Here is an 18597-nt window from a genome sequence, read left to right as displayed (position 1 = left end):
TTAGCGTTGGCTTAGTTATCCTCTGCTTGCTATTGCTACTTTTGTTGTGGTTGCCAGATTTGCTAACAAAACAATAAGCAGTCCGGCAACGAGCAATGTACGGGATGTAACGGATGTAAAGGAGATGTTGCACCATTTTTAATCAGGCTTTTATGAACGGGCAAGATGCCCGCTCCACAAAGAGTGAATTTCTTGTGGAACGGGCATCTTGCCCGTTCTTGATAAGGGTTTTACCTTGAATCTCTACTCAATCTGCCGCGCTACTAATCTACCAAATAATCCTCCCTGTTTTACCAATTCCTCAAACGAACCAAATTCTACCAAACGGCCGGCTTCAATTACATAAATGCGATCGGCATTGCGAATCGTACTCAGGCGGTGGGCGATGACAACTCGCGTCACATTCAACTTATCCAAACTCTCAGTAACGATCGCCTGCGTGCGGTTATCCAAGGCACTCGTAGCTTCATCCATCAGGATAACCTTTGGTTTGACAACCATCGCGCGGGCAATTAACAATCTCTGCCGCTGTCCTCCCGAAAGATTCGTGCCACCCTCGCTGACAACTGTGTGCATTCCCATCGGCATTTGTTCGATATCGGCGGCTAAACCGGCCATTTGCGCGGCTTCCCAAGCTTCCTCCTGCGTTACCATCGCCCCGCAGGTAATATTGTCAAACATCGAACCAGCATTAATTCTGCCGTTTTGCAGCACTACTCCTAACTGCCGCCGCACAGCTTGAACGTCGAGGCCTGCTAAATCTTGATTGTCGTAATAAACAGTCCCACTTTGTGCTATTTCAAATCCCAATAACAGCCGAAATAATGTTGATTTACCGCTACCAGACGGCCCGACGATCGCGATAAATTCCCCCGGTTGAATATTGATGCTGACATCATCTAAAATTGGGGGCCCGTCCTCCCGGTAGCGGAAAGTCGCCCTATCGATCGTAATTTGACCTTGCAAGCGGCCGGGATCGGCTTTTGTCGCGTCAGATTCCGGGATTCCCTGGACGATCGGTTTCGATCGCTCCCACAGCGGTACAATTCCTAAAATATCAGTTAAGGTATTGCTCAAATCTGTGATGCCGGAAAGAAAGGTTCCGAAGGCAGAATTAAAAGCAAGAAACGTTCCCATATTCAGTCCGCCTCCTTCTGTTTGAGAGGTTTGCATAAACACAATTGCAAACCAAAACATCAGAATAGAACTGACTAACGGCAGCGCTTCGTTAAATACAGAAACACTGTCGTCAATTCGTTTAATTCCCGTTCTTAGTTTAATTTGTTGGCTGTATTTTTTCGCCCAAGCTGCAAAGGCTCGCCCTTCGGCGGCTGCTACCCGCAGCTTTGATACTCCGTTAATTAGTTCTACTGTCAGCCCGTTAATGTCCCCTTCTCCTGTTTCCATCTGCCGCTCTTTTGGGATTAAGAGCAAGCTGGATGTGACTGTTACTATAACCGCCAGAAAAGTTAAGCCAATTCCGACTAAAGTCAGCGGCAGGCTGTAAATAAACATCAGCCCCAAATTCAGCAGGGAAAATATGGCGCTCAAAAGTGTCCGCTGCGTCGCGCCGCTGAGTTGGGCGCGAATTTGATTAACTGCTAATAAACGAGTCAGCAAGTCGCCAGAAGAATAGCTGCGAAAAAATGCCGGTTTTAATCTCAGCATTCGATCCCAAACTGCCGGCTGGAGAGTGCCGCTGGCAGCATTTTCGATCCGCAGCGTCAGAATTGTTTGGGCGATGCTAAATACAGCCCGTCCGATCGCCGCAACTAACAATACCAGCCCTAACTGCCACAGTAACAAACGATCGCTGTCAGGAATAGCATCATTGACCAAAATCGAGGTAGCTTGCGGCGTCACCATCCCCAACAGCGTTCCCAATATCCCCAGCCCGAAAGCAGCTATCATGTCTTTTTCGTAGCCCTTCGTCCCGAAGCGAAACAGTTCCGCAGCGTTGCGAACTAATAGTGGCAGCGGCCGGTAAAACATTAGAGTTTCTGGCGACAACTCTTGGGCTACTGCTTTAGTTACTCGTTTGCGACTGCGATCGCTCGGATCGAACAAAGTATAGCGAGATCCCTTACCAGGCAACAAAGCTACTGGTCGATCGTCGGACTTTGTATAAGCCAATAGCGGGCCGCAGTTCTGCCGCCACCAATCCCCAGCCAGCAGCACGCGGCGGGTGCGAAATTGCGACGATCGCGCGATCGCCTCCATCGGATCTTTCACTCGGCTGAAATCTTCCGAACCCGCCGGGGGATTGACGGTTATACTTTGTGCCTTACCTACAGCCCCAGCAGCGATTAACAGCGGTGTTCCTTCCTCAGACAAGGCAGTTTTCCGGGGATGCAAAACCTCGGTTAAATCTCCCAAAGCTGTCTGAGTTACTTGGCGGTTTAGCTGTTCGCGTTCCTGAAAGCGCCGAAATTCCTCTGCTTTTTGCTGGGAAACCAGCAAGTTCAAGCAGCAGCAAAAATACTCGTGCAGCAAAGCTAAACTCGCGCGCAGCCAGTCGGCATTTTCCACCTCTGCTGTTGAGAAAATTTGCACCTCAACTTCCCCGGATGCCACCAGCAGCATATTCCCAGCCAAAGGAAACGCTGGGGAAGCGGAATTTAACTTCAATTCCCCGACACTCGCATCGCCCGACGAGACGCGCACCCAGACAACTGTTCCCGGCGGCGATCGCAGCATTTGACCTTTTTGCAGCGATATCTGCTGCGAGGCTGCTACAACCGCAGTTTCTGGGGCAACTTTTTCCTCCGGGGCGTGAAGCGGATCTATGCCGTAGGGAATCGCCCGTTCTCCCAAATGCTTTATCCACCCTTGCACCAGCGATCTCGTTTTGCTCTCACCAGCAGCAACTAAAGCGGCACAATCTGCGATCGCGATCGGTTCCAGTTCCGTTTCGGCGATCGCGATCGCCAGAATTCCCCACCCATCCCCCAGGGCAGCGCCGAACAAAGCCTCGCCTGCACCGACGCCGAACAGATAATGGCGGTTGCCCGCAGGCTTCTCACTTTGTATCTTGGCTGCAAAGACTGCGATCGCGCCCGACTTAACAATCCATACCTGATGCGGGTCATTCAGCAGCAGCGGTTCATTTCCTTTAATTCGGTGCAGTTTCTTAACAGGATTTAGATCGAGCATAGCTAGTAATTGGTAATTAGTAATATCCAGTCGGGCAGGGGTTTAAAGCCCTGCCTCAAAGAAAACAGTGTGATCGAATCGATCGGGCTAATCCACAGATCCGCCGGGGATTAAAATCCCCGTCTCATAGCTAAAGTCGGTTAAAACCGACTGAATAGCTAAGACTCTATAGCCAACACTGAATAGCCCTATCAAACCATCGCTCATTTCAGTCCTCTTCAGAGGACTTTAGCTATTAGACAGGGAATTCATTCCCTGGCGGAATGTCTGGTTGGTTACTGTATTTCTGCTGTTTATTGTTCATTCCCAACCAAAAGAGCATAAGCTCCTCCCAGCTTTTGCAACTCCTCATGAGTGCCTCTCTGAACTACTTTCCCCCCTGCGAGCATAATAATTTCATCGCAATCTCGAATCGTACTCAAGCGGTGAGCAACCACAATACAAGAAGTACCGCGACGCCTCAAATTGCGATCAATAATTAACTCGGTTTCAGCATCCAGAGCACTCGTTGCTTCATCCAGCACCAATACCGCCGGATTTCTTACTAACGCCCTGGCAATTTCCAAACGTTGCCGCTGTCCGCCACTCATATTTGTACCCCCTTCATTGAGTTGAGCATCGTATCCTCCCGGCATATTCAAAATAAGTTCGTGAATTGCCGCATCAATGCACGCTTGCACTAAATCTGCTTCCAGTACTGTCGGGTCCCAAAGCGTGAGATTTTCCCGAACAGTGCCGGCAAATAGAAATATCTCTTGTTCGACCATTGCCAGCGAATTTGCTAGGATAGAACGCGGAATCAAATTGCGAGGAACCCCGTCAAATAAAATTTCGCCATTCATTGGTTCGTAAAGTCCGGTAACAAGTTTGGCAATAGTAGATTTGCCCGAACCGCTGCCCCCCACTAGCGCTACCCGCTGACCCGGTTTTACGGTTAAGTTCAAGTTGTCAATTAACGGCGCTTCCAAGCGGCTGTAGCCAAAACTGACACTCCGCAATTCAATGCTTCCTTGCAGGTGAAAAGCATCTGGTGCGATCGCGCCGCGGCCGTTTTCATTATTAAAAGAATCGCGATATGCTTCAGGATCGATCGGGTTTTGTAAAACGTCATCAAGTCGGCTTAAATCGGCTTCTAATTCTTGCAAAGTGCCGCCAAAATTGACCAGGTTGTTAACAGGTCGGAGGAATTGCTGAGTGAGACTTTGATAGGCAATTAACATCCCGATACTCAAACCGCCGTTCATCACCCGCAAGCCCCCGACAACCAAGATAGCAGTTGCAGCTAATGCCGTTAAAAATGCTGGCAATATTGACAATATTTGAGTGGGCAAAGCCAATTCTTGCTGGGCGTTGCTCATTTTGGCATAGTACCCGGCAAACTTAGAAAATAAATCGAATTCTAAACCGCTAGCTTTGACAGTTTCAATAGATTGAATGCCTGCGATTGCAGCACCGCCCACCTTACCTGTTTCCTGAGCTAATCTGGTGTTAGCATCGACGCGGCTGCGGGATAAAGATTGCAGTGCCAAAAAGTTTAATGCTGCAAAAACAGCGGCAACGCTGGTCAATACCCAGTCGTACATAACCATAATTATCGCATAGAAAACCATCATCACCGCGTCGATCGCAGTTGCAGCAAGTTTCCCAGATAAAATTTCAGCAACCTTATCATTAACTTGGCAGCGGCTGCTAATTTCACCTGCAAACCGCTGCGCGTAAAATCCCACAGGCAAGCGCAAAGTATGCCAGAGAAACTGTCCCGACATCGAAATCGCAAGCTTGTTTGCCAGCCGCCGCAAATAGAAAAGCCGCATCCGCGCTAGCAGCCCTTGGACGGCCGCCGCAAACAGCATTCCCAATATTAAAGGTCGCAGCCACTCGTGACGGTTTTCGACGAGAATTTCATCTACAAAAATTTGGGTAAATGCCGCGCCAGCCAAACGGGGAACAGTCAGTAATAAACCAGCAATTAAACAAAATGCGATCGCCCAACGGGAACTTTGCAATCGGGAATCTAAAGCACTGGCAATACTCGGTTTTTTTCCGCCCTTTTTAAACTCCGGCCCAGGCTCAAAAGTCAAAACAACGCCAGTATAAGCAGACTTAAATTCTTCAAGTGAAACAGTCCTCGGCCCCGATGCGGGGTCGTTGAGATAAACGCGCTTTTTCTTCATCCCCTCAACCACCAAAAAGTGATTGAAGTTCCAAAAAATAATAAAAGGCGGCGGTACAGTTTTCAACTCTTCAACAGTTTTTTTAAACCCTTTAGCATCTAAGCCGTAAATTCTGGCTGCTTTGAGGATATTAGAAGCTTTACTGCCATCGCGAGAAACGCCGCACTCGCTCCGCAATTGAGCTAAAGGTACCGGGTGTTCCCAGTAACTCAAAATAATTCCTAAAGCAGCAGCACCGCATTCTACTGCTTCCATTTGTAGCAGTGTGGGAGTACGAACTCGCCTTAATTTGCGCGGCGTAAAAAACTTGTGAATCGACGGTAATTTCATTACTTATTAACAGGTAATTAGATTCTGTAGGTTGGGTAGAGCGCTTCGCGACACCCAACGCCTGATTTTCACTCGCTTGAGTTGGGTTTCGTGACTTCAACCCAACCTACATATTTTGAATTTCACTGCGCTGTCAACTGTCAACTGTCAACTGTCAACTGTCAACTGTTAATAAACCCCAGTCAAAGACCGAAAAATAGGAATCACGTAAGAAATCGGCGCTAACTGCCCGATTTGAACCCGAACTAGCGCCGTAGTACCGGGGGAAATTTTGAGAGGAGGCCCGTTCGAGGAAGACCATTTGTAACCGCTGATAGTGTTCTGATCTTCCTGCAATTCTACAAAAATTTGCACGGGAGCACCGCCACCAGCTATGTTTTTCGAGATGCTGTCAGCCAAATTTTCATTGCCGATAATTGCGGACATATCTTGATTAGTAACGGGAAAAGGAGAAACTTGGGTTACTTTGCCGACAATGCCACCGTAGCGTTCTCGCTTGACGACGCTAGGGGTAACTTGTACAGTCATTCCCGGTTTAATTTGCTTGCCGTCTCGGTCAGCAAAATAAACAAGACTGACCATTTTTTCGCGAGAATTTTTAGATTCAACTGTCCCGATTCTTGTACCGATGTTCAGCATTTGACCTGCAACGGCGCTAACTTCTAAAACGCGGCCGTCGTAGTGGCTGGTAATTTTGCTGTCTGCTGTCAACTGATTCTGCAAGTGGGCAATCTTGCGTTTAACTTCCTGAATTTGATTTGTTTGGGCGATCGATTTTTCTAAGTCTTGTTGAGTTAGTTTTACCGCTTGGGTTTCCATGTCTTTAATCTTAGTTTTGATTTCGTCAATTTTATTCAGGTTTTGCAGGTATTCTCGTTCGGTGTTACTTTTCTGAACTTTAAGTTCTTGGAGATTGTTTTTAATTTCGTTAAGGCGGTTGAGATTTTGCAGGTACTCCCGTTCGGTATTGGTAGCTTCAACCTTGAGTTGCTGCCGGCTGTTTTTGATGTCGTCAATTTTATTGAGATTTTGCAGGAATTCGCGATCGCTATTGGTTTTCTGAACGTCGAGTTCTTTTAACTGCGTTTCAATATCCGCCAATTGCATCTGAGAGTCCGCGAATTCCTGTCTCGCTTGCAGCATTACATCCTCGCTGATCGCCCTCTCTTGTTCGTAAAGAACGCGGCGAGTTTCAAACCGCTGCTGTAATGTTTCCACCAAAGAAGTGATGTGCTGTTTTCGCTGCAAAAGACTGTCGCGTTTTTTGCCGATCGCTGCCAGAGTTTGCTGCCGCAATATCGGTGCAACTTGTTCCCGCCGCAAACTTTCTTCCAAACTTTGGCGTTTTTCTGCTAATGCTGTCATACTTTGCTGCCGCAGTACCGGCGCAATTTGTTCGCGGCGTAAACTTTCTTCCAAACTTTGGCGTTTTTGCTCTAATGCCGCCATACTTTGCTGGTGCAATATGGGTGCAACTGACTCCCTATTTAAGCTTTCTTTAAGGTCTTTTTGCTGCTGTTCTAGGGTTTTTAATTCCAGGGCAATCTGCTGTTTTTGCAGCTTATTAGTATCTTGTTTTTGCCCTTGCAGTTCCGCTAATTTCGCTTTTTCTTGCTCTAGCTGCTGCTTGAGGTCTAGTTTATCAATTCTGCCGATTTCCTGACCCCGTTTAACAACATCTCCCGGCTTGATATTGAGCTTTACCAATTGACCGGAACTAGCAGCTTGAAATTGCACGACGCGGCGGGGCAGAAGCAACACGCCTTGACCGGAAACAGTCAGCGGAATTCGCCCGATCGCACTCCAAACAGCCGCAGCAGCAACTAAACAGCCAATTGCAGTTAGTGGCAGCCACGATCGAGGACTAACCACCTGCATCATTTCGTCGAGGCGTTCCGGTGAAGATAAGCGATCGATCGCTTCAGTAGTGAAAAGTTTGTTTTGTTTTACCTGCATCAGCTATTCCTTTCGAGAGTGCGATCGCGGCTTTAAGCAGGGGTGTATTTGAAGGGGAAATTCCTTGCCAGTCAATTGAGGCCCAAACAATTTCCCAACAAACGTTCAAAGCTTCCGTGCAATTACTTGAATGTTCTCACTCCTGTTTGCAGCTTGCCTGTAAAATCACTTTACGGCAATTAACCCTGGTAAGACCCTAACTAAAAGTAGAGTTTTCAGCTAACAAAAAGACCAGCTTACAGCCAGTCTTCAGACGGGGGAATGACCCGAACTTTTGGCTAGGTATCGCCCGCAGCCAGTGCCTACACATTGGTCACAGTTAAGCTAAAAACACTTTTGTCAATGACTAAAATTACTCTAAGGTATCGAAGTAACAACTTAAAATGTCGTGCAATTTGTTCAAGGAGGTGGGGTAGAACATTTACGACTTCTGCAATGATTGTTATATAGTTTGATTTTTGATAAGATTACTGAACCAACCCTAGTGCAACAAAAGGTTCTAGTTTTGCTTGGTATTTCTCTAATTTATACGCAGTAAACCGGGGGCAAAAATCTTTATTTCAAACGCTTAATGTACACTGAATATGCCTTTTGTCAGTTGGGGAAGTTCAGTGTAATTGGTGATTGGTAATTGTAGGTGGGGTAGAAGGAAGGGAAACCCACCTACAATTACTATTAACAGTCAAAAATCAACAGTCAACAGTCAACAGTCAACAGTCAAAAATCAACAGTCAACAGTCAACAGTCAACAGTCAACAGTCAACAATTAATAGTTAACTGTTGACTGTTAAAGAATGCGTGTGCCGAACTCACTAGAAACTGCCGGAAAGGCTGTTCATTCTCTCGACTTAGAACTTTTGGAGAGCTTACCCTCAAAAGGTTGAACTCCACTATTTGGATAGTTGTCATCGCTGGGGCTAAAAATCCGCACCGCTGCTTCCGAAACGTAACGCATCGCGTTTGCCAAAGATTTAGAAAGATTCATAGAATCTGCCTCTCTTGTCTGGGTTCTGATACTTTTAATATTACTCGGATTTTTGGGCTGTGGATGAGTTTAGCAATATTTATTTGAATTACTTATTGGTCTGCAACAATGAAGCAAGCTGAAGGTTTGAGACATTACACATTTTTGGACGATCGACCTTTTGCTGATAGATTTTTCCTGGCTCAACTCAAGCAGTCGCGATCGCCCTTCGACGCTCAGAAACCGAGTTTTCTAACTCTATTCAAAGGCTGCAACGAAATATTTCGCAAAAAACCCGGAACGCTTGAGTGTTTATGCTTAATTCCTGAGTTTGTTAAATTAAGTATTTATATGAATTTTACCATAATATTAATGTACAAATCAACCAAAATCCGCTATCAAAGGGCATAATCAGCGAATTTTTTCGACAAATATCTGCAATCTTCATCAAATATTTACAAAAAGATATGGTGTTTGTCACTATAATTAAGAAAAAGAAGTTTGTCCGGGGTTTTTCTTATGGAAACTGCGACAGAAAGCCTGCAGCTCACAGGTTTTGAAGAAATCTTAGAAGACCGGGAACTGACGGTTTCTTCAGCAGATTACAGCCTTTTGACCGATCTCTACCAGCTAACGATGGCCGCTTGTTACGTCGGGGAAGGGCTCGACGGGCGGGCTGCGAGTTTTGAATTATTCGCGCGCAGGCTGCCAGAGGGTTTTGGCTACGCGATCGCGATGGGTTTGGCGCAAGTTATCGATTATTTGGAAAAATTTCGGTTTTCGCCGACGCAAATTGAGGCTTTGCAGTCCACTGGGATTTTTGCAGGTGCCCCGGAGCGATTTTGGACTTTACTCGCCACAGCCCGTTTTACTGGCGATGTTTGGGCGGTGTCCGAGGGGACTGCGGTGTTTGCCAACGAGCCTCTGCTGCGAATTGAAGCTCCTCTGTGGCAGGCTCAGTTAGTGGAAACTTATTTATTGAATGCCATAAATTATCAAACTTTGATTGCGACGCGGGCAGCGCGGCTGCGGGATGTGGCGGGCCCGGAGGCTAAGTTGCTGGAATTCGGGACGCGCAGGGCTTTTGGGCCTCAAGCTGCTGTTTGGGCGGCTAGGGCGGCTCTGGCTGCGGGGTTTGACGGAACTTCTAATGTTTTGGCTGCTTTGAAGTTGGGCCGCAAACCTGTCGGTACGATCGCCCATGCTTTGGTAATGGCTGTGGCTGCCCTCGAAGGTAGCGAGAATCAGGCGTTTGCAGCTTTTCACCGCTATTTTCCGGGGGCGCCGCTGCTGATTGATACTTATGATACTGTGGCGGCGGCGCGGATGTTAGCCGATCGAGTCAACAGCGGTGAAATGCAGTTGGAAGGCGTGCGGCTGGATTCGGGCGATTTGGCGGTGCTGTCTCGGGAAGTTCGATCGATCCTGCCTGGGGTTCCAATTTTTGCTAGCGGCGATTTGGACGATCGAGAAATTGCTAAATTAAAAAGTAGCGGTGCTTGCATTGACGGTTACGGTTTGGGAACGAAGTTGGTCAGCGGTTCCCCTGTCAACGGTGTTTATAAGTTGGTGGAAATTGACGGGATTCCGGTGATGAAAGAGGCCAGCGACAAGGTAACATATCCCGGAAAAAAGCAAATTTTTAGACATATTGAAAATGGGCAAATTCTCGGAGATTGTTTGGGATTGTCGGGAGAAAATATTAATAATTGCGATTCTCATATACCATTAATGAAATTGGTTGTCAAGGACGGCAAACGAGTGCAGAAGCCTGAAAGTTTGGACGATATCGCGAAACGAACTGCTGCTTCTGTCGCCAGTCTTCGCCCCGAAACTCGCCAACTTGACAACCCGATTTCGCTGCAGGTGGAAATTTCTACAGATTTGCAGAGTCTCACCCAAAAAACGAAAAAGAGTCAGTAGTCAGTAGTCAGTAGTCATTAGTCATTAGTCAGTAATCATTAGTCAGTAGTCATTAGTCAACAGTCAACAGTCAACAGTTAACAGTTAACAGTTAACAGTCAACAGTCATTAGTCATCAATCAACAGTCATTAGTCATCAATCAACAGTCAACAGTCAACAGTCAACAATTACCGATTCCCTATGCAGAAGATTGCTCTTTTTGGAACCAGTGCCGATCCACCCACAGCAGGACACAAAACAATTCTGAGTTGGCTTTCTCAACATTTTGATTGGGTAGCAGTTTGGGCATCGGACAATCCTTTTAAGTCGCACCAAACTTCTCTAGAACACCGATCGGCAATGCTGCTGTTAATGATTCAAGAAATTAATTCGCCGAGACACAATCTTTGTTTGCATCCAGAACTCAGCAGTCCGAGGACGGTGGAAACCGTGGAACAAGCAAGATTGCTGTGGCCGAATGCAGATTTGACACTGGTAATCGGTTCTGATTTAGTGGGGCAACTGTCTCGCTGGTACAAATTTGAAGAATTGTTAAAACAAGTTGATCTGCTGATAGTACCGCGACCCGGTTATCCATCAGAGCAAATAGATTTGTGGCAGTTGAGGCGCATGGGTGCAGAGGTGGCGATCGCATCTTTGAGTGGTCCCAATGTTTCTTCTACCTTCTATCGGGAAACAGGAGACACCCAAGCCCTGACTCCGACCATCGAAGATTACATAAATAGGGAGCATTTGTACGCATGGCACGAGGCACAAAAAAGAGCGAAGGTTGCTCATTAGCGGACTTTAAAGTAGGAGTAGATAATGTGATTTTCTCCGTCGATGCCGTGCAGAACCGCTTGTTGGTACTGTTGGTAATGCGGCAAGACGAACCGTTTATCGATTCTTGGAGTCTTCCCGGTACTTTGGTGCGGCACGGAGAGTCTCTTGAAAATGCGGCTTACCGGATTTTGTCTGAGAAAATTCGGGTAAAAAATTTGTATCTGGAGCAATTGTATACTTTCGGAGAACCGGGGCGCGATCCTCGGGAAATTACCAGGGGCGATCGTTATCTTTCGGTGAGTTATTTTGCTTTAGTTCGCTTTGAGGAAGCTGAGTTAATTGCTGGGAGTGTAGTGGCTGGTGTGGGCCATCGCGTCGGCGGCATTGCTTGGTATCCCGTGCAACAAGTTCCTAAGCTGGCCTTCGATCACAATCAAATTCTCGAATACGGATACCGGCGACTGCGTAACAAACTTGAATACAGTCCGGTAGCTTTTGAAGTTTTGCCGGAACTTTTTACTTTGAGCGATTTGTATCAGCTTTATACAACTATTTTGGGGGAAAATTTTTCTGATTATTCTAATTTTAGATCTCGATTGTTAAAATTGGGTTTTTTGTGCGATACCGGTGTTAAGGTTTCGCGGGGGGCTGGCCGCCCTGCTAGTTTGTACCGCTTTGATGCGGTCGCTTTTGCTCCTTTCAAAAATAAGCCACTGGTGTTTATCTAGCTGTTCCTTGGATGACATTCGGGGATCAATTTAGTAACATTAGAATAGAAGCTATTAAGGAGTGCAGACTATGAAAGACCCTGATGAATGTGCTAATATTCACGAAGTTCGGGAGGAAATTGATATCATCGATCGAGAAGTGATCGACGCTTTGAGCAAAAGATTTAAATACGTCGTCGCGGCAGCAAGGTTCAAAACGAGTGAAGCTGGCGTTAGAGCGCCCGATCGCTTTCATGCTATGTTACAGCAGCGGCGCGAGTGGGCTTTAGAATCAGGTTTGAATCCTGATGTGGTTGAAAATATTTACCGGGATTTGGTAAATTATTATATTGAGGAAGAGTTGAAACATTTCAAATCTGAGTAAGGTTTCTATACATTCAAATCTAGAACTATAGGAAAGTGAGTCCGCGCGGGCGGACTGTTAGCAATATTTATGAGGTGATTTGGTGATATGAAAATTGCGATCGCACAACTCAATCCTACTATTGGTGATATCTTTGGCAACTCCAACCTCATTCTGGAGGCTGCGAAAAAAGCTGAGGTTGAGGGCGCAAACTTATTGCTAACACCGGAACTTTCCCTGATCGGTTATCCGCCGCGCGATTTGTTAATTAATCCGAGTTTCATTGCAGATGCAGGTGCACAGTTGCAGCAACTGGCGCAAGCTTTGCCGCCGGAGTTGGCAGTCATCGTAGGCACAGCCTTACCTAATGCTAAGGCTGTTAAACTCGGCGGAAAATCATTGTTTAACAGCGCTGTTTTGTTGCAAAATGGCGTTGTCAAACAAGTTTTTCATAAACGCTTGTTGCCTACTTATGATGTATTTGATGAAGATAGATATTTTGAACCTGGAGAAAACAGCAATTACTTTTCTATTGGCGAAGTCAAAGTCGGCGTGACAATTTGTGAAGATTTGTGGAACAATGAGGAGTTTTGGGGTAAACGCAGTTACGCGGGCGATCCTGTTTCCGATTTGGCAAAATTGGGTGTAGATTTAGTGGTGAATTTGTCGGCATCACCTTATTCTGCGGGAAAGCGGGGAGTGCGATCGGGTATGTTGGAGCACAGCGTCATCCGCTGCGGGATACCGATTATTTACGCTAATCAGGTAGGGGGAAATGACGATATTATTTTTGACGGCAGCAGTTTTGCTGTGAATCGAAAGGGTGATTTAATTCAAATATTAGCTTCTTTTGAAACGGATTTTGTGGTGCTGGAATATGACGCAGCTAAACAAGATTTAGTTGGCAGCCATCAGCAAAACGCAGCAGGAATTAAGGCGAGGCCATTGAGTTTTTATCCTGCCGAGGGAGATGCAGAAATTTGGGCTGCTTTGGTTTTGGGAGTACGAGATTATGTTCATAAGTGCGGTTTTTCTAAGGTTGTACTCGGTTTGAGTGGCGGGATAGATTCGGCTTTGGTGGCGGCGATCGCCAGTTGCGCGATCGGGCCAGAAAATGTTCTGGGAGTGCTGATGCCTTCTCCTTACAGTTCGGATCATTCGGTTAATGATGCTTTGGAATTAGCCCGAAATCTGGGCATCGCGATCGAACTATTGCCGATCGGCGATTTGATGAAAACTTACGATCGCACTCTTGCCGATTTGTTTGTCAACACAACTTTCGGGATTGCTGAGGAAAATATTCAATCGCGGATTCGAGGCAATCTATTGATGGCAATTTCTAATAAGTTCGGACATTTGCTGCTTTCGACTGGCAATAAGTCGGAAATGGCGGTTGGTTACTGCACTCTATACGGCGATATGAATGGGGGATTGGCTGTGATTTCTGATGTACCGAAAACTCGCGTTTATTCGCTTTGTAGGTGGCTGAATTCTGGGAGTGAGAAGATTAAAAATCAGGCTGACTTGGGAAAGAAAATTATTCCGGTTAATATTATTACTAAGCCACCTAGTGCTGAACTGAAACCTGGACAAATTGACCAAGATTCTTTGCCGGATTACGATGTTTTGGATGACATCTTGCAGCGGTTGATCGAACATCACGAATCTGCCCAACAAATTGTCGCTGCAGGACACGATGAAGCCGTGGTTAAACGTGTAGTAAAATTAGTCAGGCAAGCCGAGTTTAAACGGCGACAAGCAGCCCCTGGTTTGAAAATTAGCGATCGAGCTTTTGGTACCGGTTGGCGGATGCCGATCGCCAAATCTTCATTCTATTAAACGCATCATTAAACGCAAAATGGTTAACATCGACGGTACTTTCGGCTTCGATTTTCTCCTGGGAACTCTCAGCAACGATACGATTAGAGGATTTGCAGGTAATGATACTATTCAAGGTTTGGGGGGAAATGACCGAATTTTTGGCGATCGGGAAAATGACTTGCTGGCCGGAAATGAAGGCGCTGATACGCTGGCTGGCGGGCAGGGAAGCGATACAATCTATGGAGGACAAGAGTCGGATTGGATTTTTGGCGATCGGGGTAACGATTTGCTAATAGGCGGCGAAGGCGGGGATATCTTGACAGGAGGGGCAGGCGATGATTTATTTGTGATTGAAATAACCGCCACCGCATCTACTATTACTGAAGCCGATATAATTACAGATTTTGGCAACGGCAATGATAAAATTGTCTTGAAAGATGGCATGAAGTTTAGCGATTTAGAGCTTGCTGTTTCCGACAACCAAACTATTATGAAAGATAAAAACTCTGGTAATTATTTAGGAGTTGTTTTGGGAAACTCTAATCTGACTGAATCAAACTTTATGTCGCTGTTTGGCGGACTAGATATGGGTCAGCTTTTGCCAATTTCGGTTAACACGATTATAGCCGATCGCGCGATCGGACTGGAAGTGGCGAAAACTCCCCAAGAACAAGCGACAGGTTTAATGTTTCGCACAGAATTGCCAGACGACAGGGGAATGCTTTTCCCCATCGAACCCGCGCGAAACGTGCGTTTTTGGATGAAAAACGTGTTTATTGAGCTCGATATGGTTTTTCTGCGGGAAGGCGTCGTGCAGGCGATAATTCCTAACGTACCGCCGTGTTTGAGCGAAACCTGCCCCAACTACGGCCCGGATGTTCCCGTTGACGGAGTTATTGAACTCAGAGGCGGAAGGGCGGCCCAATTGGGACTCAAAGTTGGCGATCGGATTCCCAATTTACCCTAAAAGGTATATGATTTTATCGCAGCATTCAACATTTTTGCATCCAATGAATCCAATGAATCCTATTGAATTAAAAATAATCCCCCATCAAACTCAAGACGGTTTAGCTTACCAACATTTGCGCTTACGAATTACAACTCAAGACGGTATCATCACACCACATGATTTACAAGGTTTGAAACTTCCTCAAGACGTTCAATTAAGCCAAGGAATTGTCATTGAAGGTAGAGGAGCAATTTGGCTGTATGGGTATTTAGTACACGAATGTCATCCTGCAGCTTGGGTGGGATGTTACGATCCGCGATTAGAAGGTGCGGTGGTAGTAGCGACGCACAAGCACGAGGTATCTGTTGGACAGGTATTAAAATTGAGTTTACCCAGCGATTAAGACTCTTCTGAGTTTTAGGTGATAATAAATAAAAATAAAACTTCCCGTGGTGGGGGCATATTACCTGCGTTAGCGAGAGGCTAACTACTGTTTCCACCACAAATCCAGGAGAGTCGCGATTAAATTAGAGCGTGTTAAGTGAATAGTCCAGACTATTGTGTACCAGACTATCCAGCTATGAATGCCGATCCAGAAATGCAAGTCTTGAACAGGCAGGATGCCTGTAGCACAATAATATAATTTTTGGACAAGTGTATTCAGAAACATTAGTCGATCGCCCTACAACCGCGCGAATCTGTTTTGTCAGAAGCTAGGGGCGATCGAACACTCGTCAATTTAGCAAATTTGCAATTTTAGTGTGAGGACTTATGACCATTACTCGCGTCTCTGTAGACTCAGCAGGCAATCCGGGGAACAGCGACTCCAACGCTTACTCCATCTCAGCCGATGGGCGGTTTGTGGCGTTTCAATCTCAGGCATCCAACCTCGTGCCGGGAGACACCAACAATAAAAACGACATCTTCGTGCGGGACTTGTCAACCAATACTACCACCCGCGTCTCTGTAGATTCAGCAGGCATTCAGGGAAACAACGACTCCTTCAATCCCTCAATCTCAGCCGACGGGCGGTTTGTGGCGTTTGCATCTTTTTCCAACCTAGTGCCGGGGGATACCAACAATCAACCGGACATCTTCGTGCGGGACTTGTTAAGCAATACCACCACCCGCGTCTCTGTAGACTCAGCAGGCAATCAGGGGAACTCCTTGTCCAACAATTCCGCCATCTCTGCCGACGGGCGGTTTGTGGCGTTTCAATCTTATGCCTCCAACCTAGTGCCGGGAGATACGAACAATCAGTTCGACATCTTCGTGCGGGACTTGTCAACCAATACCACCACCCGCGCCTCTGTAGACTCAGCAGGCAATCAGGGGAACAGCGACTCCCTCACCCCCTCCATCTCGGCCGACGGGCGGTTTGTGGCGTTTATTTCTTTTGCCTCCAACCGATTGGGAGAGACGAACAATCGCAACGACATCTTCGTGCGGGACTTGTCAACCAATACCACCACCCGCGTCTCTGTAGACTCAGCAGGCAATCCGGGGAACAGCGACTCCTTCAGTCCGTCCATCTCAGCCGACGGGCGGTTTGTGGCGTTTCAATCTCAGGCATCCAACCTCGTGCCGGGAGACACTAACAATTTTTTTAACCAACTTAAGATCTTCGTGCGGGACTTGTCAACTAATACTACCACCCGCGTCTCTGTAAACTCAGCAGGCATTCAGGGGGACGAAAACTCCTTCAACCCCTCCATCTCAGCCGACGGGCGGTTTGTGGCGTTTACTTCTGCTGCATCCAACCTCGTGCCGGGAGACACTAACAATAAACAGGACTTCTTCGTGCGGGACTTGTCAAACAATACTATCACCCGCGTCTCTGTAGATTCAGCAGGCGATCGGGGGCAGAATGACGACGCGTTATTTGGGCCCTCAATATCAGCCGACGGGCGGTTTCTGGTGTTTGCATCTGATGCCTCCAACCTCGTGCCGGGAGACACGAACAATGCTCAGGATGTCTTTGTTTCTGACATCGGCAGCACTTCAGGCGGCATCAATAACCCTCCAAACCTCATCAACGGCACTCCCGACAACGACGTGCTCACTGGCACTCCCGGCAGCGACACCATCAACGGTTTGGCAGGCGATGACGTGCTGACTGGTTTGCGGGGCAACGATATCATCAATGGTGGCGACGGCAGCGATAACCTGTCTGGGGCAAAAGGTTTTGACACCCTCAACGGCGGTTTGGGAAACGATAATCTTGGCGGTGGCGCGGGCAACGATGTATTTGTTTTAGGTGCGGGATTGGGAGTTGATACCATCTCTGATTTCAGCAACTCTCAAGATACCATTCAATTAATCAACGGCTTAACTTTCGGACAGCTATCAATTTCGGCTGGAACTAACAGCACATTAATTAGAGTAGCCAGCAGCGGTGAAGTTTTAGCTTCTTTGATAGGCGTTGCTCCCAATTTCATTGGCCCTGAAGATTTCGTGTCTGTTTAGATATCTGCCGATTCTCAATTGTCTGCTTTGTCCTTTCACCGAATATCTCACCTTTACTCAAAGAACGCGATCGGGAATTACGCACTCCGACAGACAGAGAAATCTGGTTTTTTACCGAATCTGCAGGTCACAACGCAGTATTTTCGTAAAAAACCCGGTTTCTGAACCCCCGTGTACAAGCCCTAGCAAAAAATGGTTTGACGCGCAATATACTGTTCTTAGCTTTTAGTTATTAATTATGGCAAATTACAGAACTGTATTGTTGTTCAATAGTCTAACTTTAGTGTTAGTTGGGCTAGTGACGGCGTGTCTGAGTTTGTTCGGTTCTTCGTCGGTAAAAGGGTTATTTTTGCCGCCTTGCTCTGCCACGTATCCGGGTGCAGGTTTCTTTTTCTTGGCGTTTCAAATGTTATTTTATTTATCGGTAATGGTGTGCGCTTTTACTTTTGGATTGCTGAGAATTATTCAACCTGAGCGCCCAGAAAATCGATTTATTTTATATTCGGCAATGTTTGCAGGTTGCTTTCTGTTCAATGAAGTTTTTCGCACCCATGTTCATCTGGGACGTGCGGGTTTCCCGAAAGTGACAATTGTCATATTTTACGCGGTGCTGGCTGTTGCATACGGATTAGCTTTTCGGAGACAACTTCGCTCGACTCCCTATGCTTTACTGCTGAGTGGCGTTGGTTTGTTATTTGTTGCCTTTTTTGCAGAAGCGCTGCCTTTAAAAAACGAGATAATTTCAAGCTTGCTGGAGGGAATACCGAAGCTGTTGAGCGGGATTAATATTGCACTTTATTTTTGGTTTTTGTGTCAGGGTTTGATAGTGCGATCGCTCAATTTTTCTAACAGCAAATCACATCCAGAGTGAAGTAAGATGAAGATTTGCCGTAGGGTGGGGGCGGGTTTTTGAGATTGGCGGTTTTGGGCAAATATTGTTGGTAAAACCCGCCCCTTGTATCTTAAAAGAGTGAGTCAGGCGATTGCCACGTCATTGATTCGATCATACCGACAATCAGTCGATCGA

General features: G+C 46.6%; 14 protein-coding genes. 10 read left to right on the top strand and 4 right to left on the bottom strand.

Annotated features, from left to right (window positions below; genetic code table 11):
- Window positions 1–243 precede the first annotated feature (243 nt).
- The 4 genes from QUA36_RS10100 to QUA36_RS10085 all read right to left on the bottom strand — a co-directional run bounded on the left by QUA36_RS10100 (window position 244) and on the right by QUA36_RS10085 (window position 8598).
- A complete protein-coding gene (locus QUA36_RS10100; RefSeq protein WP_333457170.1) occupies window positions 244–3153 on the bottom strand; it encodes an NHLP bacteriocin export ABC transporter permease/ATPase subunit in 2910 nt (969 codons plus the stop codon).
- Window positions 3154–3446: 293 nt separating this feature from the next.
- Window positions 3447–5657, bottom strand: a complete 2211-nt coding sequence (locus QUA36_RS10095) for an NHLP family bacteriocin export ABC transporter peptidase/permease/ATPase subunit (RefSeq protein ID WP_333457168.1) — start codon at window positions 5655–5657, stop codon at window positions 3447–3449.
- 168 nt (window positions 5658–5825) lie between these two features.
- The gene (locus tag QUA36_RS10090; protein WP_333457166.1) at window positions 5826–7613 is read right to left on the bottom strand and encodes an NHLP bacteriocin system secretion protein; all 1788 of its coding nucleotides are present in this window, start codon (window positions 7611–7613) and stop codon (window positions 5826–5828) included.
- Window positions 7614–8448: 835 nt separating this feature from the next.
- Window positions 8449–8598 carry an isochorismate synthase gene (locus QUA36_RS10085; protein WP_333049849.1) on the bottom strand — a complete coding sequence of 50 codons (150 nt, stop codon included), beginning with the start codon at window positions 8596–8598 and terminating at the stop codon, window positions 8449–8451.
- Between the two features lie 108 nt (window positions 8599–8706).
- Here QUA36_RS10085 and QUA36_RS10080 point away from each other — a divergent pair, with 108 nt between their 5' ends.
- The 10 genes from QUA36_RS10080 (at window position 8707) to QUA36_RS10035 (ending at window position 18441) form a co-directional block, all read left to right on the top strand.
- Window positions 8707–8988 carry a hypothetical protein gene (locus tag QUA36_RS10080; protein WP_333457164.1) on the top strand — a complete coding sequence of 94 codons (282 nt, stop codon included), beginning with the start codon at window positions 8707–8709 and terminating at the stop codon, window positions 8986–8988.
- Between the two features lie 108 nt (window positions 8989–9096).
- Entirely contained in the window at window positions 9097–10500 is a 1404-nt protein-coding gene (locus QUA36_RS10075; RefSeq protein WP_333369012.1) for a nicotinate phosphoribosyltransferase, read from the top strand.
- A 181-nt stretch (window positions 10501–10681) separates the two neighbouring features.
- The gene (locus QUA36_RS10070; protein ID WP_333091299.1) at window positions 10682–11281 is read left to right on the top strand and encodes a nicotinate-nucleotide adenylyltransferase; all 600 of its coding nucleotides are present in this window, start codon (window positions 10682–10684) and stop codon (window positions 11279–11281) included.
- On the top strand, window positions 11242–11991 hold the full coding sequence (locus QUA36_RS10065) for an NrtR DNA-binding winged helix domain-containing protein (protein WP_333158425.1): 750 nt from the start codon (window positions 11242–11244) through the stop codon (window positions 11989–11991). The genes QUA36_RS10070 and QUA36_RS10065 overlap by 40 nt, the downstream gene beginning before the upstream one ends.
- A 70-nt stretch (window positions 11992–12061) precedes the next feature.
- Window positions 12062–12355 (top strand): isochorismate lyase, encoded by a 294-nt coding sequence (locus tag QUA36_RS10060; protein ID WP_333159752.1) that lies wholly within the window; start codon window positions 12062–12064, stop codon window positions 12353–12355.
- Between the two features lie 87 nt (window positions 12356–12442).
- On the top strand, window positions 12443–14173 hold the full coding sequence (locus tag QUA36_RS10055; protein ID WP_333457162.1) for an NAD+ synthase: 1731 nt from the start codon (window positions 12443–12445) through the stop codon (window positions 14171–14173).
- Window positions 14174–14192: 19 nt separating this feature from the next.
- Complete coding sequence (locus tag QUA36_RS10050) at window positions 14193–15122, top strand: DUF192 domain-containing protein (RefSeq protein WP_333457160.1); 930 nt, start codon at window positions 14193–14195, stop codon at window positions 15120–15122.
- Between the two features lie 52 nt (window positions 15123–15174).
- Window positions 15175–15507, top strand: coding sequence for a CRISPR-associated ring nuclease Crn3/Csx3 (gene crn3 / locus QUA36_RS10045; RefSeq protein ID WP_333369001.1), 333 nt, complete (start codon window positions 15175–15177; stop codon window positions 15505–15507).
- Between the two features lie 368 nt (window positions 15508–15875).
- Window positions 15876–17570, top strand: a complete 1695-nt coding sequence (locus QUA36_RS10040; RefSeq protein WP_333158434.1) for a calcium-binding protein — start codon at window positions 15876–15878, stop codon at window positions 17568–17570.
- A 238-nt stretch (window positions 17571–17808) separates the two neighbouring features.
- Window positions 17809–18441 carry a hypothetical protein gene (locus QUA36_RS10035; protein ID WP_333457158.1) on the top strand — a complete coding sequence of 211 codons (633 nt, stop codon included), beginning with the start codon at window positions 17809–17811 and terminating at the stop codon, window positions 18439–18441.
- Window positions 18442–18597: the final 156 nt, after the last annotated feature.

It is taken from the genome of Microcoleus sp. Pol10D4, from assembly GCF_036701555.1.
GTDB lineage: Bacteria > Cyanobacteriota > Cyanobacteriia > Cyanobacteriales > Microcoleaceae > Microcoleus.
This window is presented reverse-complemented; position numbering and strand designations above follow the sequence as displayed.

Excerpts from the sequence above, each read along its gene's own strand:
- QUA36_RS10100 (WP_333457170.1), bottom strand. The coding sequence starts at position 3,153 with ATGCTCGATCTAAATCCTGTTAAGAAACTGCACCGAATTAAAGGAAAT.
- QUA36_RS10095 (WP_333457168.1), bottom strand. The coding sequence starts at position 5,657 with ATGAAATTACCGTCGATTCACAAGTTTTTTACGCCGCGCAAATTAAGG.
- QUA36_RS10090 (WP_333457166.1), bottom strand. The coding sequence starts at position 7,613 with ATGCAGGTAAAACAAAACAAACTTTTCACTACTGAAGCGATCGATCGC.
- QUA36_RS10085 (WP_333049849.1), bottom strand. The coding sequence starts at position 8,598 with ATGAATCTTTCTAAATCTTTGGCAAACGCGATGCGTTACGTTTCGGAA.
- QUA36_RS10080 (WP_333457164.1), top strand. The coding sequence starts at position 8,707 with ATGAAGCAAGCTGAAGGTTTGAGACATTACACATTTTTGGACGATCGA.
- QUA36_RS10075 (WP_333369012.1), top strand. The coding sequence starts at position 9,097 with ATGGAAACTGCGACAGAAAGCCTGCAGCTCACAGGTTTTGAAGAAATC.
- QUA36_RS10070 (WP_333091299.1), top strand. The coding sequence starts at position 10,682 with ATGCAGAAGATTGCTCTTTTTGGAACCAGTGCCGATCCACCCACAGCA.
- QUA36_RS10065 (WP_333158425.1), top strand. The coding sequence starts at position 11,242 with ATGGCACGAGGCACAAAAAAGAGCGAAGGTTGCTCATTAGCGGACTTT.
- QUA36_RS10060 (WP_333159752.1), top strand. The coding sequence starts at position 12,062 with ATGAAAGACCCTGATGAATGTGCTAATATTCACGAAGTTCGGGAGGAA.
- QUA36_RS10055 (WP_333457162.1), top strand. The coding sequence starts at position 12,443 with ATGAAAATTGCGATCGCACAACTCAATCCTACTATTGGTGATATCTTT.
- QUA36_RS10050 (WP_333457160.1), top strand. The coding sequence starts at position 14,193 with ATGGTTAACATCGACGGTACTTTCGGCTTCGATTTTCTCCTGGGAACT.
- crn3 (WP_333369001.1), top strand. The coding sequence starts at position 15,175 with ATGAATCCTATTGAATTAAAAATAATCCCCCATCAAACTCAAGACGGT.
- QUA36_RS10040 (WP_333158434.1), top strand. The coding sequence starts at position 15,876 with ATGACCATTACTCGCGTCTCTGTAGACTCAGCAGGCAATCCGGGGAAC.
- QUA36_RS10035 (WP_333457158.1), top strand. The coding sequence starts at position 17,809 with ATGGCAAATTACAGAACTGTATTGTTGTTCAATAGTCTAACTTTAGTG.